Annotated in this window: 16 protein-coding genes; 13 read left to right on the top strand and 3 right to left on the bottom strand. The window is 44.6% G+C overall.

The window, feature by feature from the left end; all coding sequences use genetic code 11:
* Window positions 1-14: 14 nt before the first annotated feature.
* The 3 genes from A3IE_RS0103750 to A3IE_RS0103740 all read right to left on the bottom strand — a co-directional run bounded on the left by A3IE_RS0103750 (window position 15) and on the right by A3IE_RS0103740 (window position 3,964).
* Window positions 15-1,562 (bottom strand): DEAD/DEAH box helicase, encoded by a 1,548-nt coding sequence (locus tag A3IE_RS0103750; protein ID WP_020394251.1) that lies wholly within the window; start codon window positions 1,560-1,562, stop codon window positions 15-17.
* A 203-nt stretch (window positions 1,563-1,765) separates the two neighbouring features.
* A complete protein-coding gene (gene radA, locus A3IE_RS0103745; RefSeq protein WP_020394250.1) occupies window positions 1,766-3,130 on the bottom strand; it encodes a DNA repair protein RadA in 1,365 nt (454 codons plus the stop codon).
* 30 nt (window positions 3,131-3,160) lie between these two features.
* Entirely contained in the window at window positions 3,161-3,964 is an 804-nt protein-coding gene (locus tag A3IE_RS0103740; RefSeq protein ID WP_026154765.1) for a cytochrome C assembly family protein, read from the bottom strand.
* 98 nt (window positions 3,965-4,062) lie between these two features.
* Here A3IE_RS0103740 and ffh point away from each other — a divergent pair, with 98 nt between their 5' ends.
* The 13 genes from ffh to A3IE_RS0103670 all read left to right on the top strand — a co-directional run bounded on the left by ffh (window position 4,063) and on the right by A3IE_RS0103670 (window position 16,244).
* The gene (gene ffh / locus A3IE_RS0103735) at window positions 4,063-5,445 is read left to right on the top strand and encodes a signal recognition particle protein (RefSeq protein ID WP_020394248.1); all 1,383 of its coding nucleotides are present in this window, start codon (window positions 4,063-4,065) and stop codon (window positions 5,443-5,445) included.
* A gap of 368 nt (window positions 5,446-5,813) precedes the next feature.
* Window positions 5,814-6,356, top strand: coding sequence for a hypothetical protein (locus A3IE_RS19800; protein ID WP_157832832.1), 543 nt, complete (start codon window positions 5,814-5,816; stop codon window positions 6,354-6,356).
* A 197-nt stretch (window positions 6,357-6,553) separates the two neighbouring features.
* A complete protein-coding gene (locus A3IE_RS0103720; protein WP_020394245.1) occupies window positions 6,554-7,795 on the top strand; it encodes a hypothetical protein in 1,242 nt (413 codons plus the stop codon).
* A 127-nt stretch (window positions 7,796-7,922) separates the two neighbouring features.
* Entirely contained in the window at window positions 7,923-8,375 is a 453-nt protein-coding gene (locus A3IE_RS0103715) for a hypothetical protein (protein WP_157832831.1), read from the top strand.
* A 218-nt stretch (window positions 8,376-8,593) separates the two neighbouring features.
* Window positions 8,594-8,932, top strand: coding sequence for a hypothetical protein (locus tag A3IE_RS0103710; RefSeq protein WP_020394243.1), 339 nt, complete (start codon window positions 8,594-8,596; stop codon window positions 8,930-8,932).
* Between the two features lie 211 nt (window positions 8,933-9,143).
* A complete protein-coding gene (locus tag A3IE_RS19795) occupies window positions 9,144-10,130 on the top strand; it encodes a DUF1287 domain-containing protein (protein ID WP_020394242.1) in 987 nt (328 codons plus the stop codon).
* Window positions 10,131-10,302: 172 nt separating this feature from the next.
* The gene (gene rpsP, locus A3IE_RS0103700; RefSeq protein WP_026154763.1) at window positions 10,303-10,554 is read left to right on the top strand and encodes a 30S ribosomal protein S16; all 252 of its coding nucleotides are present in this window, start codon (window positions 10,303-10,305) and stop codon (window positions 10,552-10,554) included.
* Window positions 10,555-10,562: 8 nt separating this feature from the next.
* On the top strand, window positions 10,563-11,075 hold the full coding sequence (rimM, locus tag A3IE_RS0103695) for a ribosome maturation factor RimM (protein ID WP_033406339.1): 513 nt from the start codon (window positions 10,563-10,565) through the stop codon (window positions 11,073-11,075).
* Between the two features lie 5 nt (window positions 11,076-11,080).
* Window positions 11,081-11,833, top strand: coding sequence for a tRNA (guanosine(37)-N1)-methyltransferase TrmD (trmD, locus tag A3IE_RS0103690; protein WP_020394239.1), 753 nt, complete (start codon window positions 11,081-11,083; stop codon window positions 11,831-11,833).
* Entirely contained in the window at window positions 11,830-12,174 is a 345-nt protein-coding gene (gene rplS / locus A3IE_RS0103685) for a 50S ribosomal protein L19 (protein WP_020394238.1), read from the top strand. Before trmD ends, rplS begins: the two co-directional genes overlap by 4 nt.
* A gap of 187 nt (window positions 12,175-12,361) precedes the next feature.
* Window positions 12,362-14,257 carry an EAL domain-containing protein gene (locus A3IE_RS0103680; RefSeq protein ID WP_020394237.1) on the top strand — a complete coding sequence of 632 codons (1,896 nt, stop codon included), beginning with the start codon at window positions 12,362-12,364 and terminating at the stop codon, window positions 14,255-14,257.
* Window positions 14,254-15,609, top strand: a complete 1,356-nt coding sequence (mpl, locus tag A3IE_RS0103675) for a UDP-N-acetylmuramate:L-alanyl-gamma-D-glutamyl-meso-diaminopimelate ligase (RefSeq protein ID WP_020394236.1) — start codon at window positions 14,254-14,256, stop codon at window positions 15,607-15,609. The genes A3IE_RS0103680 and mpl overlap by 4 nt, the downstream gene beginning before the upstream one ends.
* Window positions 15,609-16,244, top strand: a complete 636-nt coding sequence (locus tag A3IE_RS0103670; protein ID WP_020394235.1) for a flavin prenyltransferase UbiX — start codon at window positions 15,609-15,611, stop codon at window positions 16,242-16,244. Before mpl ends, A3IE_RS0103670 begins: the two co-directional genes overlap by 1 nt.
* The last annotated feature ends 34 nt before the right edge of the window (window positions 16,245-16,278 follow it).

The following is a 16,278-nucleotide window of genomic DNA, read 5'->3' as shown; positions in this document are numbered from 1 at the left end:
TTGAACGTAGGTTATTACACGGAAGGGGTGCTGGGCTGACGTCGCTTTTCTTTATAGCGAATTACCACCTTTTTATCAGCAGCATTGGGTTGTTTCGGCACATAATCCTGCTTTTCCCAACTACCAATTTCATAAGGCGCATCGCTACGCATGGTATTCGGTTTACGTTGTGCACCACCATTTAAACGGCCATAAGGTCCTTTACGTGCTTGGCGTTGCTTATCATCACCATTTCCATTTGCTTGCACAGGGCCATTATTGGCATGAGAGGAGCTTGGTTTGCGGCCTTGCGCCTGATGTGGCTTAGCACCACTCCCATTAGGACGAGCTTTGCGCTCACCTTGGCCTTGTGTTGTGCGAGGTGTGCGTGCTTTACCACCACCACCTTCTTTACGCGGATTAGCACGACCATGAGCTGGTTTTGTACTCACAGTAGAGCGTGGTGTGGCCTTGGGCTCTAAGCCAGGGATATGGCGCGCATTAATCGCTTCACCCTGATAAGCCTCAATCCGCTTCAGATTCTCGCGATCTTGATTGGTAACTAATAATAAAACTGGGCCGGTTTCTTCACAGCCTAAAACATCACGTAAACGATTCTGATACGTTTCGACTTTTTCTGGTAATTCAAAATGAATAACCATTTCTTTACCGGACATTTCTGGTACAAAGTTTTCCTGATCGGGAACGATTAAAATAGGACAAGCCTCTAAATTACGCTCTTCTTCCGGCAGGAGGTGTGTCGCATCGGCAGTGTGACCATGATTAGCAAGATTATCGGCTAAAGTTTTTGCGGTTTTACTGCTGGAGGTGAAAATAACGGTCGACTTGCCTTTATAGTGATCCAGTAAATAATCAGTCAAGGCTAATTTATGTGTATAGTCATCAGCATTGTGTACGGTTTGGGTTAATTGTAATAACAAACTTTTTTCATCTTGAATAGTGATTTCTTGAGCTTCAGCAAAAATTTTGCGGGCATAAGGAGTGACTTCGTCATCGTGGCGCACAAAAACAATAACAGGTGCTGCTTTAGGCTTTTGCTCAACGATCTTATTAATTAATTCAGCCAAACCTTTCTTATAAATGGCGGTTAGGTCATCAATAATTAATAGCTCGAGATTTGAAAAGTTAGCTTTATTATTATCAACGAGATCACTTAGGCGACCCGGTGTCGCAATCATTAAATCTAAGGGACGGCGTAAAAGGCGCATTTGCGGCTGATACGGGCGGCCACTCACAATAAAGCCAGTGCGAATTTGCTGCTGCTCGTCGCCAACCAGTCGCTTAATCGTATAAGTGATTTGGTTAACACGATCACGTCGTGAGGTCAGGACTAAAACCCTTGCACCTTGATGATTTTCAAGCGGATTTTGCAGTATATAGTCAATAGCTGGAATTAAAAACGCTCCGGTTTTTCCGGCAGCGGATTGCGTCCATACTAATGCACTTTTACGCTGTGCCATCAACGGAATGAGCTGTTGTTGTAATTCGGTCGGGGTTTCATAGCCCGCCGCATCAATATGCTCAGCAAAGGTTTCCTGTAAACCTAATTCACTAAAAGACAAGCTAATACTCCTGGGCTGTATGGACGAGTCTGAGGTCTATAGCCTAGTGTTTTTACGAATGTGCGATATGAGGATTCTGGAAACTTAGTCCGAACGGTGCAGACATATTCGAATTTGTAAATGAAATTACGCCCCAGAATTTCCATAAAGCTATTATATCTATAGTTTGGAGTCAACAAATATGCGATGGATGTGTTGTATTTTTACCTCAATGCGTCCATTGCATCTTGTAATCGTGCCACAGTAATGATTTGCATACCTGCAATAGGATGATGAGGCCGGTTAGCTTTCGGAATAATGGCGTGTTTAAAGCCATGCTTCGCTGCTTCTTTCAAGCGTTCCTCACCATTAGGCACGGGTCGAATCTCGCCTGCTAAACCTACTTCACCAAACACCACCATATCGGATGGCAGTGGGCGATTACGGAAGCTAGATAAAGCAGCTAAGAGTAATGGTAAATCAGCAGCGGTTTCTGAAATCTTAACGCCGCCAACAATGTTGATAAAAACATCTTGATCAAACATGGGTATATCACCATGCCGATGCATAACTGCTAATAACATGGCTAAACGATTCTGCTCTAAGCCTAGCGTAACACGTCTTGCGTGCCCGCCGTGGCTTTCATCCACTAAGGCTTGTAGTTCGACTAAGAGGGGACGTGTACCCTCGCGAGTGACCATAATGACGCTACCAGCTACAGGTTCTTCATGGCGTGATAAGAAAATAGCCGAGGGATTGCTGACGCCTTTTAAACCTTGTTCGGTCATAGCGAAAACACCTAGCTCATTCACCGCTCCGAAACGATTTTTTACCGCCCGCAAAATACGATAGCGTCCACCCGGATCACCTTCAAAATACAGTACCGTATCCACCATATGTTCGAGTACGCGCGGTCCTGCGAGGGTGCCTTCTTTAGTGACATGGCCGACAATAAATAAAGTCGTTTGGGTTTGTTTCGCAAAGCGCACTAATTGCGCAGCGGATTCACGTATTTGGCTCACCGAACCGGGGGCGGACTGGAGTTGTTCCGTATATAAGGTTTGAATCGAGTCAATGACCATCAACTGCGGTTTTTCGTTTTGTACTAGGGTTAGAACGGTTTCCACGCAGGTTTCTGTCAATAAACGCAAGTGATCAATGGGCAGACCTAAACGTCGGGCACGCAAGCTAACTTGCTGCATCGACTCTTCACCAGTGACATATAAGCTTTTAATATTGGTTAAGTCGCATAAGGTTTGTAGCAAAATGGTGGATTTCCCAATACCAGGATCCCCACCAATTAAAATTACTGAGCCTGCTACTAAACCGCCACCTAGCACCCGATCCAACTCTTGGACGTTTGTTGGGGTACGTGGATCTTCTTGAATGGATATATCAGATAAAGACCGAATGCTAACCGCCTCACCGGAGTATCCGGTAAAGCGTGGATTGCTTGCCGTAGCACTGGCTGGTGTGGCTAAGCTTTCTTCTAACGTGTTCCATGCACCGCAGTCAGCACATTGACCATTCCATTTACTGTGTACACTGCCGCAGGAGGTGCAATAGTACTGAAGCTTTTTTTTAGCCATGCGTGCTACCGAATTGAGATTGAAAGTGGCTTAGGTCGAGTGGATTAAATATTCTAAAACGAATTTGCTCCCGAAAAAGGCTAGCATCAGTAGGGTAAAGCCTAGCAGTGTCCAGCGAATGGCGATTCGTCCGCGCCAGCCATAGCGCCAGTGGCCGAATAGGAGTGTACTGAAAGTAATCCACGCTAAAATTGATAAGATGGTTTTATGCGCTACTTGTTTGCCAAAAAAGCCGTCTAAATAAATAAATCCACTGATTAGACCTAAACTGAGCAAAAATAAACCTACTTGAATCAAGCCAAATAATAAGGCTTCCATATCCTGTAAGGGCGGCAGTATTTTAATTAAGCCACCAGGCTGGTGATTATGTAATTGACGATTCTGCGCGGCTAATACCAGTGCTTGCAAGGCAGCAAGCGCTAACATGCTATAGGCCAGCAATGATAAGAAAATATGGATGCCTAAGCCATTATTCAAGGGGAGGGCAGCAGCTTGGTGATGGTAGAGGCTACTGATGATAATCACGGGTAGCATTAAGGGGATGATAAATAAACCCAAAGGTTCTAATGGACGTGAAAGCTGTGCAATAAATAAAATAAAGCTACTCAGCCAAAACACAGTCGAGAGTGTATTCAGAAAACTTAAAGAAAGTGTGTGCGATTCTAACCAAGGAATTAAAATCAGTGCGCCATGTAAGGCGAGACTAATAAACCAGAGGCTATGGAGAAAACCTTTACTAATCGGCACGAGATTGGGCTTGCGCAAACGTAGATAGAGCAAGATCCAAGTGGCTAGCCAAATTAGTGTTGTTAAGAGCATTAGCGTTATGATCATGTAATTAGGCTGATACCGCTTCTTGACCGTGTTATCGATGTATTTGGTGGTATGATAGCAATTTGTGCACCCGTGGGACTAGCAAGAAGACCATTATTATGTTTGAAAATTTAAGTGAGCGCCTGTCCAAAACTGTTAAGAAGTTACGGGGTCAAGCGCGTTTAACGGATGAAAATATTCAGGAAGCTTTGCGCGATGTGCGGATGGCTTTGTTAGAGGCGGATGTTGCTTTGCCGGTGGTGCGTGATTTTATAGCCCGTGTCAAACAGCGAGCCGTGGGACAGGAGGTGTTGTCGAGCCTGACCCCAGGCCAAGCTTTGATTAAGGTCGTACATGACGAGCTGATTGAGACCATGGGCGTGGCGAATGAGGGGATCAATTTGCAAACGCAGCCGCCTGCTGTAATTTTAATGGCAGGTTTGCAAGGTGCGGGTAAAACCACAACGGTTGGCAAATTAACCAATTATCTAAAAGGCCGCGCTAAAAAATCAGTGATGGTAGCCAGTTGTGACGTTTATCGTCCTGCGGCGATTAAGCAGTTGGAAACGATCGCAAAACAGACAGAAGCCGTTTTCTTTCCTAGCACACCTGATCAAAAGCCGGTTGATATTGCACTCAATGCCTTAGCACAAGCTAAGCGCCAGTATATGGATGTGTTGATTCTGGATACCGCAGGTCGTTTGCATATCGATGCTGATATGATGGAGGAAATTAGCCAAATCCATCAAAGCGTTAAGCCGATTGAAACGTTATTTGTCGTCGACGGTATGACAGGACAGGATGCTGCCAATACCGCCAAAGCTTTTGGTGATGCACTGCCCTTAACGGGAGTGGTGTTAACGAAAACCGATGGTGATGCGCGTGGTGGGGCGGCTTTATCGGTACGACAGATTACCGGAAAACCAATTAAATTTGTCGGGGTTGGGGAGAAGTTAGACGCCCTAGAATCTTTCCATCCGGATCGAATGGCATCACGTATTTTAGGCATGGGCGATGTCTTGAGTCTTATTGAGCAGGCTCAACAACAAGTCGATCATGCCAAAGCCCAAAAGTTAGCAAAAAAACTTAATAAGGGTAAGGGTTTTGATTTTGAGGATCTACGCGATCAGATGACTCAGATGTTGAATATGGGGGGGATTAGTAGTTTATTGGATAAACTACCGGGTATGGGGCAAATTCCAGCGCATTTAAAAGACCAAGCCAATGATCGAGAAATTCGGCGCATGATCGCTATTATTAATTCGATGACTTTAGCAGAGCGGCGTGATCCTGAACTTATTAAGGCGTCACGCAAGCGCCGTATTGCAGCAGGATGTGGTTTACAAGTGCAAGATGTGAACCGTTTGCTGAAGCAACAACAACAAATGAGTCGTGCTATGAAGCAATTTTCTAAGGGCGGTATGCGTAAGTTGATGCAAACAATGAAAAGTAAACTGCCTAATGGCGGTGGATTTCCACCCATGGGCGGATTTTCGGGATAAATTTTCGGTTGTTAGCTCTAAATTCCGCGACGTATGGCTTTACGGTAGTAAAAGTGCGCTGTATGATTCTATTTGTTCGAAAGTTACAACGAAGCTTGATACTTTGTTGGCTTTACGCAACTTTTAGGGGCAGGTTGCCTTCCTAGCCTGCATGAGGTAAGGAGCGGTTTGATTGATAGGTAAGTTGATTTGGCCGTTTCCGACGTAACGGGTTTATACAGGGTTTAATCTAAACGAAACCATTAATTCTTGTGTAAACTTGTGTTCCAGTAAACAACGAATGAGATTCAAGGACTATGAAAATCAAGACTTCTCTTTTAGTAGCAGCATTAACGGCTGCAGGTTTGTTCGTTTCTGGCTGTCAGCAAATGGGTTCACAACAAGTTGCTTCTCAGCAGGTTGCTTCTGCACAACAAGTTGCTCAGGACGCAGGTGCTGGTACCACCACTGACACAACAGAAAAGACTACTACTTCAACTACAACGACTAAAACCGTTGTGGATTGCAGTAAGTGTGGCCGCCCAGGTGCTCGTACTTCTGGTGGCATCAAACGTTCAAGCGGTAAGCGTTCAGGTGGTGGTAAGCGTTCAGGTGGTGGCAGAGGTCCTGCTCGGGTAACTTCAACGGGTGGCCAGTGCCATACTCATCCAGCAATCCCTGGTTGCACAAACAGTATTCGTCATTGCCATCCAAATGGTGACAGACCGCATACTCACCACTACAGCTGCAAAGGTGGTGCTCGTCCAGCTAAAGTTCAACAAATTGTTAGACCAGTACGTCCGGTTCAACCACCGCGCGTTCACGTTCAAAAGCCTCAAAGACCTGTTATTCCAACAGTTAAGGGTAAAGGCATTTACAGAGGTCCTATTCAAGTTGAACAGGGCGTAATGCAAACGTATAAGAAAAACTAATTGACTACGCTTCATCGTAAATTGATGCGTTAATTAGTTGAAATAGCCTAGCCTCTTTAGAGGCTGGGCGTTTTTATGAAATATGGGCTTGAGCAGTAGGTTCTGTCATTCTGTAACAGGTTTAAGCGTTTTATTAATGCTTAATTTATAATTAGCCCTAAAATAATTGGCCTTACCAAACGGTAAACCTGAAGATCATGAATAAATTGCGTTTCTTATCAAAACTGCTGCTCACAGCAGCTTGTGTTCTTGCCTCTCACAGCAGTTTTGCAGCGGTTTGGACGAATGAAAATTCGTGGGATGATGTGTGGGAGTCCCGATATCATCAATGGGTAGCGGCAAATTGGAAAGATGATATATTCATGGATCCTGCCAAACCTATTTATTACAAATTCGAAAATGATTGTGCGGATGCGACTTATGCGATGCGCTTAATCTTTTCTTATGAGCATCGCTTGCCGTTTGTCGTTAATAATTTCAGTAAGCCTACGCAGCCTTACAGTAATTCCATGAAAACGTGGGATAACTTGCCTGAGCCACAACGGGTGCGCCGTTTTCTGGATTTTATTGCCGATATGACGGATACACGCTCATTGCGTAATGATACCTATCCGATTGCTTTAAATGATATTAAAGCAGGGGATATCTATGTCGCGCCAGGGGTACATTCTTATCAAATCGCCGATGTGACTGAGACGGGTATTGCTGAGGTCATGGCTTCAACTACACCAAAAGCATCGCGCTTTTTATTGCGCACGCCTTCGTTTCCTTTCTATGTGCCAGAAGATAAGACCTACGGTGATGGCTATCGCCGCTTCAAACAACCGCAAAGCATTCGTATGGCGGCTGCGCAACAGCCGGGCTATAGCGATGAACAATTCCGCTTAGCCAGTGATTTACAATATGACTATGTAGCTTTTACCGACGTTATTTCTCACAAATTAGGTAAGCGTCCTGAGAAGCCAGATGAAAAGACTACACGCTTGCTGTTAGCACTTTGTATGTATGCTAATGACCGCAGCGTCTATGTATATGATGCGCTGTGGCATTTACAGCAAATTCGTGGGCAAGGTCGTCAATGTATGAATGCTAGAGAATATGATGACTATTCGACGCCCGGACGTGACAAACGTCTAGGAATGTTTTTTAATTCTATAAAGCGACATATTGATACCATAGGTCGTTTTGATCCACGTTCTTATCCGGCTCGCTGGGCTAAAGCGGTGTTTTCAGTGGATCAGCCACCTCCTAGTGAAATGAAAGAACTCAATGAGTTCTGTATGGTTCAGCTCACGCTAGGTGAAGAGTTGTATATGAGCTTACGTGAGTTGCGTCAAAACTTAGAGGGTGGCTATCTAGTTTCTGACCCACATGCACCATTGCAATATCGCTGGGGTATTGCAAAGGCGCCTTACAAAGCCACTTGCCCGACATATTAAACGATGCTGTCTAAGTTGAGTTATGTCGTAAAACCTTTATATGGATATTTAAGTTCTTAGTATAACGAATATTTATTCGTTATACTTGACAGTGCTTTCCCTTAAACAACGAAAGAGATTAATGATTATGAAGATGAAAACCCAATTGTCATTGGCTGCTATTATAGCGGCTGCTTTATTAGCTGCGGGCTGTCAGCAAGTTAGTAGTCAGCAAGCTGCTGGCGGTCAACAAGTAGCTCAAGCTGCTCCAGAAACCACCACCACTGATACCACTACTCAAACTGAAACGACTGAAGTTAAAGAGGTTTTAGATTGCAGTCAATGTGGCCAACAAGTTCAACCACCACGCCCAGTACGTCCTCAGCCAGTACGTCCAGTACGTCCTCAGCCAGTGCGTCCAGTGCATCCACCAGTTGTAGTACGTCCTCAGCCAGTACGTCCAGTACGCCCTCAACCAGTACGCCCAGTAGTTCCACATGTGAAGCCAAAAGTTCCATCAGTTAAGGCTAAAGGTCACTACCGTGGTCCAGTACAAATCGACAGTGGTGTAATGCAACAATACCAACAACCTACTATGTAATTCATTAGTTGGTTGTTTGCTGTTAAGTAAGCGCCCAATGTCATAAGATGTTGGGCGTTTTTTTATCAATATTCACCGCCTATCTACAAAGCTTAACCGTTAACGAACCTCTAAATTCTGATTAAGCTTCCAGCGGGGTAAATCGGCGCATAGTGCTTCCAACGCTTGTTGCAATAGGGGCAGCAAGTCCTTAATAAAAATAATAATAGAGGCAAATAATGAAGATGTCTTCCCGTTCTTTAGTTGCGATTTTAATATTTGCGGGTTTTGCTGCTACTGGTTGTAGTCAACAGCAAACCGCTCCGATTGATACCGGTACTGCAGAAATTCCGGTGGCGCCTCCTTATGTAGAGGAGAAACAGCAACCCGTTGTACGTCCTATTCCAATGCCTGCACCTGCACCAGTAGTAAGACCTCATCCGCCTATGCATCGTCCAGTTGCACCTGTTATACGTCCATTACCACCCAAGCCCGTGGTACCACCGGTCAAGGCTAAGGGTAATTATCGTGGGCGTGTGCAGATTGACCCGAATTTGTCAAACCACTATCAATATTGATCAGTTAGATTGATTCCTTAAATTTCATTGATCAGACTTAAATGGTCTGATCAATGATTAGGTAAAATTTAATACATATTTTGATTAGTGACGGTATTCATAAAGCTAATTAGTGTTTTGCTGGTGTTCAGCTTGATTTTGGTATAAAACTTAGTGGCTTTTTTAGACCTAAGCAAAGCATGTGCTTGGGGTAGTTTTTTTAGGAGTGGTAATGGATAAGCCCGAGAAGCGTATGAAGCTAATAAAAAAAATCAATGCGTGCATGATGATAGGACTATTTGGGATTGCGGCTGGTTTAGCAGGTTGTTCTACAGCGCCTGTTAAAGAAGATGCAGTGGATACGGCAAGTACTCAAGAGCTAGAAACAGAAGATACAGCGACGGATACCAAGAAAATCGCTCAGGCTCAACGTCTTGTAGTCGCTCCTAAAAAAACTGGCAAAGATAAACATCATTTAGAATTTGAAGCAAAGAAACGTTGGTATCAAGATCAATGGGAGCAGCAACAACGTCAGAATGCTAGCCGCCAACGCTCCTTACCGCATTATGCCATGCGCAGTGATGATGCCAATCGTTATGCAGCTCAAAATCGTTATAATCAAGCGAATCGAAACTATGCCCAAGCTAGGGTTGATTATTCGGCTTATCTATCACGTGCTGCCTTAGACCGTTTACGCTATCGTGTGCGTTATGATGGTAGCTATATTCCGATTGGCTATCCTAATGGCGATGTGCCGCAGAACATCGGTGTTTGTACCGATACTGTAATTCGCTCTTACCGCCGTCTTGGCGTGGATTTACAGCGTTTGGTTCATCAAGACATGATACAAGCGTTTTACTCCTACCCCAATCTACCGAAATGGGGTTTGCAAGGGCCGGATACGAATATTGACCATCGTCGCGTCCATAATTTAAAAGTATTTTTCACGCGCCATGGTCAACGTTTGCCAGTTACGCGCAATGCTAGCGATTATCGTCCAGGGGATCTAGTGACTTGGAGTTTGGGGGGCGATCAAGAGCATATAGGTATTGTGGTGGATCGCCCATCGCCTGCTGATCCCAATCGCTTTATGATTGTTCACAATATTGGCGATGGTGAAAAGTTGGAGGATGTGTTGTTCAAGATGCCGATTACAGGGCATTACCGCTTCTACCCTAATGTACGCCCGCAAGCACAATTAGCGTCTGCACGCTTCTAGTATTCTTCATTTACCCCCAAGCTTATTGGGGGTAGTAATTCCAATTAGCGGTTATTTCAGCTTTATTTTAGTGAAACGCTTCACTTTTTTGAAAAAAACCGTAGAATTGCGCGTTTACTTTCGGCAGGGCTTCTGCCGTCTGCTAGTTAAATTATTTTAAGGTCTTGGATTTATGGTAAATATCCGTTTGGCAAGAGGTGGTTCTAAGAAGCACCCATTCTACCATGTTGTAGTGACTGATAAACGCAAACCCCGTGATAGTGGTTACATTGAGCGTGTGGGCTTTTTTAATCCCTTGGCACGTGGTCAAGAAATTCGTTTACATCTAGATGACGCCCGTGTGCAATATTGGTTGGCAAATGGCGCACAACCTAGCGACCGTGTTGCCAAATTATTAGAAGAAACTAAAAAGGTTGCTGCTTAATTAATGCAATGATGGAAGCCAAGAGTTCTACACTAACAGTAGGAAAAATTCTCGGCGCATTTGGTATTCAAGGTTGGGTAAAACTACAATCTTATACCGATAATCCATTAGACATTATGAAGTATCAACCTTGGCAGCTAGTTAAACATAATCAGACTTTAACTATTCACTGCCAAAAAGTGCAACAAAATACGAAAGGTATTATTGCCTTACTCGCTGGTGTTAATGATCGTGATGCAGCACAAGTTTTGTCGGGTTATGAGATTCAAATTCAACGCGAGCAATTACCAGCTTTAGCAGAAGATGAGTTTTATTGGTCAGATTTGGAAGGACTGACCGTCATAACGCTACAAGGTCAGGTGCTGGGTAAGGTCAGTCATTTGCTGGAAACCGGTGCGAATGATGTGATGGTCGTCAGTGGTGAGCGTGAGCGCTGGATTCCATGGTTAATGGATAGTGTTATTAAGCAAGTGAGTTTAGCGAACCAACAGATTCAAGTGGATTGGGATCCTGATTTTTAGTTCCTATGCACTTTGACGTAATTAGCTTATTTCCTGAGTTCGTGCGCACAGTAACAGCTTATGGTGTGGTGCGGCGTGCTAAGGAGCTGGGCGTATTAAGTTTAAGTGTGTGTAATCCACGCGATTTTACGACCGATGTCCACCGTACTGTAGATGACCGGCCTTATGGTGGTGGTCCGGGTATGGTGATGAAGCCCGATGTCTTATTAGCAACCATTCGCCAAGTGCGACGTTCTAATAAAGGTCGAGTGATTTATTTAAGTCCACAAGGCAAGCCACTCACGCAACAACGTGTCGCGGCATTAGCGCAAGAAGCGAGTTTGATTTTGTTGTGTGGGCGTTATGAAGGCATTGATGAACGCATTATCGAGTTAGAAGTCGATGAAGAGTGTTCTATCGGTGACTATGTTTTAAGCGGTGGTGAGTTGGGTGCTATGGTCATGATTGATGCCATCACGCGTTTACTGCCTACTGTATTAGGGCATGAGTCATCTGCCGAACAGGATTCGTTTACGGAGGGCTTATTAGATTGCCCCCATTATACCCGTCCTGAACTAATTGATAGCAAAGAGGTTCCCGCGATTTTAAAAAGCGGTGATCATGCAGCTATTGCGCGTTGGCGCAGAAAACAGATGTTGGGCCTTACCTGGTTGAAACGTCCAGATTTATTGCAGGCCAAAACGTTAAACCCAGTAGACCAAACGCTGCTGGATGAATATCAACAGGAATATAAGGTTTCGTCAGAGGTTATCTCATGAACATGATTATTAAACAACTTGAACAAGAGCAAATGAATAAGGAAATTCCTGCATTCGCTCCGGGCGATACTGTTGTAGTTCAAGTCCATGTTAAAGAAGGCGACAAAAGTCGTTTACAAGCATTCGAAGGCGTAGTCGTTGCTAAACGTAACCGTGGCCTAAACTCAGCATTCACTGTACGTAAAATTTCTTATGGTGAGGGTGTTGAGCGTGTATTCCAAACCTATAGTAATAGTATTGCTAGCATTACTGTGAAGCGTTCGGGTGATGTACGCCGTGCAAAACTCTACTACTTACGTGGTTTGACCGGTAAAGCGGCACGTATTAAAGAAAAAATCTAACAATCTTATTTGCCCATTTCACTTTTTATAAAAGGCCGTTGCAATTAAATTTATTGCAACGGCTTTTTTATTGATCTTGTTTGGCTAGGCTTTGTGCGTTTATCTTGTTGAAGTATACAAATCCTAAGCTGCTCCTTATGATAGTCCTATTATAAAAATGTCAAGTTAAGGTTTGGGGAATGATTAAGTGAATGAAGCTGCGACATCCTCCGCATTAATTCATTCGATTGCGTATGTCATGGTATTTTTGTTAGGTGCGGCACTTGCGGCTGGGGCCTGGTGGTTCTATCGGCGCCGTTCGCCTTTGTCTAATCGTTTAGTCCATGAGAATTTGCTGATAGACATCATGATGTCTATACCAGAATCCGCGATTTTAGCGAATAAAAATGGCTTTATTGTCTTTATCAATCCGGCTGCTGAGCGTTTGTTGCGCACACAATCGCGCAGTGCACGGGCCAAATACCACAGTGAATTATTCCACTTGCTGGATCCCATTAAACAAGTTCCTATCAATTGGCTGGATGCTAAGCAGGCAGGGCAGCAAGCACGTTTTCAACCTTGCTTACTGAATTGTACGGGTTTGCAGGATTTGGAAACCACATTCCTTGTGCGATCTTTCTCCTTAGAAGGCGGATCTGCTGATCATTTTTTACTGTTATTGCAAGACCAAGCTGAATTAGTAGCGCTTCAAGCGCATTTAGCTTATTTGCAGAAGAATGATCAGCATACCCGCTTAATGAATCGCAAAGCCTTTGAGGTGGCCTTGAAAGTTTCTCTGGACGAGGCACGCCAACAAGGTGTTAAACACGCTTTTTGCCAATTAGCGCTTGATCAGTTTAAGGCAGTGAATGATACCTTGGGACATAGTGCGGGCGATGCTTTTATCGAGCGGATTGCGGATTTACTAAAAAATGCGATTGATAAAAAGCGAGATGTCTTAGCACGTATTGGCGGTGATGAATTTGGGGTGTTGTTCCGTGAAATTGAGCCTGTAGAAGCTTTGCGCAAAAGTGAACAATTGCGCCATTTGATTATGTCACATGAGTTTATTTGGGACGGGCAAATCCACCATATAACCGCTAGCGTAGGCTTTATCCCGATCCAGTCTCAAACGGGTACCACGAATCGTGTGATGTCGATAGCGGATACAGCTTGTCGTGTGGCGAAAAGTAAGGGCGGTAATCGTTTGCATGTGTATCGCCCTGATGATCCAGAAATTTCTAAGCATCGTGGTCAAGTGGTGTGGATTGGACGCTTAAAGCAAGCCTTTGAGCAAGAGCAGTTCCAACTGTACGCGCAGCCGATTCAGCCTTTAGAGCCGAAAGAGTTTTTAAGACCTTTCCATCATTATGAGATTTTGTTGCGTTTATTCGATGATAGTGGCAAATCGATTTCACCGGATGAGTTTATTCCGGCAGCAGAATATTACTCTATGATGCCCATGCTGGATCGCTGGGTAGTCAAGAAATTGCTCCGTGCGATTGCCGGTATTGCGCGCAAACAATCTCATTTGGTGTTTGCGATTAATTTATCGGGTCAAAGTTTGGACGATCCGCAGTTTCTACCCTATGTACAAGAGGCGATTAAGCTCTCAGGTGTTCCACCGACCATGCTTTGCTTTGAAATTACTGAGCGGGTGGCGATTAACAATATTGAGCTAGCGCGCAAGTTTATTGACACCCTCAAAACCCAAGGCTGTAGTTTCTCGTTAGATGATTTTGGAACAGGGGTGAGCTCTTTCAGTTATTTGAAACAATTACCGGTTGATTATTTAAAAATTGACGGAAGTTTTATTAAAGATATTCTCACCGATGATGTAGGCCGTGCTATGGTGCAGTCGGTCAATCAAATTGGTCAATTAATGGCCGTAAAAACGATTGCAGAATATGTAGAAACACCACAAATTATTCAATTATTACGCGAAATTGGCATCGATTTTGGGCAGGGTTATGGTATTTCTAAACCAATTCCACTGCCGCAAATTATTGAGCGCCATATCGAAGAGCAAGCTGGTAAAGTTACTAAAGACGGAAAAATGATAGGCAAGGACACTAAACATACCAAGGATCGGGCGGCCGCATGAGTATTCACATCTTAGGAATTTGCGGCACTTTTATGGGCGGCATTGCGTTATTGGCGCGTGAAAAAGGTTTCATCGTTTCAGGTGCTGATGCGAATGTCTACCCGCCGATGAGCACTATGCTAAGCGAGCAAGGCATTACGATCACAGAAGGTTACGAGCCTGCTGATTTGCCCCAAGATGGCTCGATGATTGTAGTCGGTAATGTTATGAAGCGTGGCTTACCAGTGGTGGAGCATATGCTGAATCGGCAGTTAGCCTATACCTCTGGCCCGCAATGGTTGTTTGAGCATATTTTAAAAGATCGTTGGGTTTTAGCGGTAGCGGGAACGCACGGCAAAACCACCACGGCGAGTATGTTAGCTTGGATTTTAGAAGATGTAGGCTTGAAGCCGGGATTTTTAATTGGGGGGGTGCCCGAGAATTTTGGTGTGTCAGCGCGTTTGGGCGAGTCACCATTTTTTGTGGTGGAAGCTGATGAATACGATACAGCGTTTTTTGATAAGCGATCAAAATTTGTTCATTATCATCCACGTACTGTGATTCTGAATAATCTGGAATATGATCACGCGGATATATTTCCCAATATTCAGGCGATTCAAACTCAATTCCATCATCTAATGCGTATGGTACCAGGAATTGGTTTGGCGGTTACCAATGGTAAAGATGAGCAGCTGCGCCAGACTTTAGCTATGGGCTGTTGGACGCCGGTGGAAACCTTTGCGCAAGGTGATTGGCAAGCGCGTTACGTAAAGGCCGATGGCAGCCTGTTTGAAGTGAGCTATCAAGGACAAGTGCAAGGTGTAGTCGAGTGGTTCCTATTGGGCGAGCATAATGTGAATAATGCTTTGGCCGCAATTGCTGCGGCACGTCATGCAGGCGTGCAAGCCAGTGATGCTGTGCGTGCTTTAAGCCGCTTTAAAGGCGTCAAGCGCCGTATGCAATTACGCGGCGAAGCACGTGGCGTTAAAGTGTATGATGATTTTGCGCATCATCCAACGGCCATTGCTACTACCGTAGCAGGCTTACGTGCTAAGGTCGGTGCAGCGCGGATTATTGCGGTATTAGAGCCGCGTTCGAATACAATGCGTCTAGGGACGCACAAAGAAGAGCTCGCGCATTCACTCAAAGAGGCGGATCAAGTCTGGCTCTATCAACCTGCTGGTTTGAGTTGGGGCTTGGATACTGTGGTTCAGGACTTAGCTGGGCGCGGGTCTTTGGCAGATAATATTAATGATTTAGTTCACCGTGTCGCTGCTTCTGTGCAAGCAGGTGACCATATTCTGGTTATGAGTAATGGCGGTTTTGGGGGAATTCATGAAAAATTACTCCATCAATTAAGCCAAGTTAATTAATGCCAGAGAATCAAGCAAAAACGATTACCCTCATCATGACGGGAGCTTCAGGCGCACAGTATGGCTTGCGCCTGTTGCAACAGCTATTGCACTTAGGGCATCGCGTTTACCTATTGATGTCCCGCCCTGCGCAATTAGTCATTAACACCGAAACGCATTATCGTGTACCCGCACGGGCGGGTGAAATGGAAGCTTATTTCACTGAAATATTTGCGGCTCAGCCTAAACAGTTAAGAGTGTTTGAACGTGAGCAATGGATGGCACCGATTGCGAGTGGAAGTGGTGTAGCTGATGCCACTGTGGTGTGCCCTTGTACGACTGGAACCTTGTCTTCTATCGCTTGTGGCAGTAGCCGTAACTTGATTGAACGTGCGGCAGATGTCGCGTTGAAGGAGCGTAAAAAGCTCATTCTCGTGGTGCGTGAGACGCCATTTTCCGAAATTCACCTCGAAAACATGCTAAAGTTAGCGCGTATGGGCGCGGTTATTTTACCGGCTAACCCCGGTTTTTATATGCACCCACAATCGATTAATGATCTAGTCGATTTTATGGTAGCGCGTATTTTGGATCATTTAGCGATTGAACATCAGTTATTACCCCGTTGGGGTGATAGCAGCTTAAGTGCAGATGATTAACATTATGAGATCGGCTTGTTAGGCAAACTCTGCT

The organism is Thiolinea disciformis DSM 14473, assembly GCF_000371925.1.
Lineage (GTDB): Bacteria > Pseudomonadota > Gammaproteobacteria > Thiotrichales > Thiotrichaceae > Thiolinea > Thiolinea disciformis.
The sequence above is the reverse complement of the archived record's forward strand: the minus strand, read 5'-3'. Positions and strand labels throughout refer to the sequence as shown.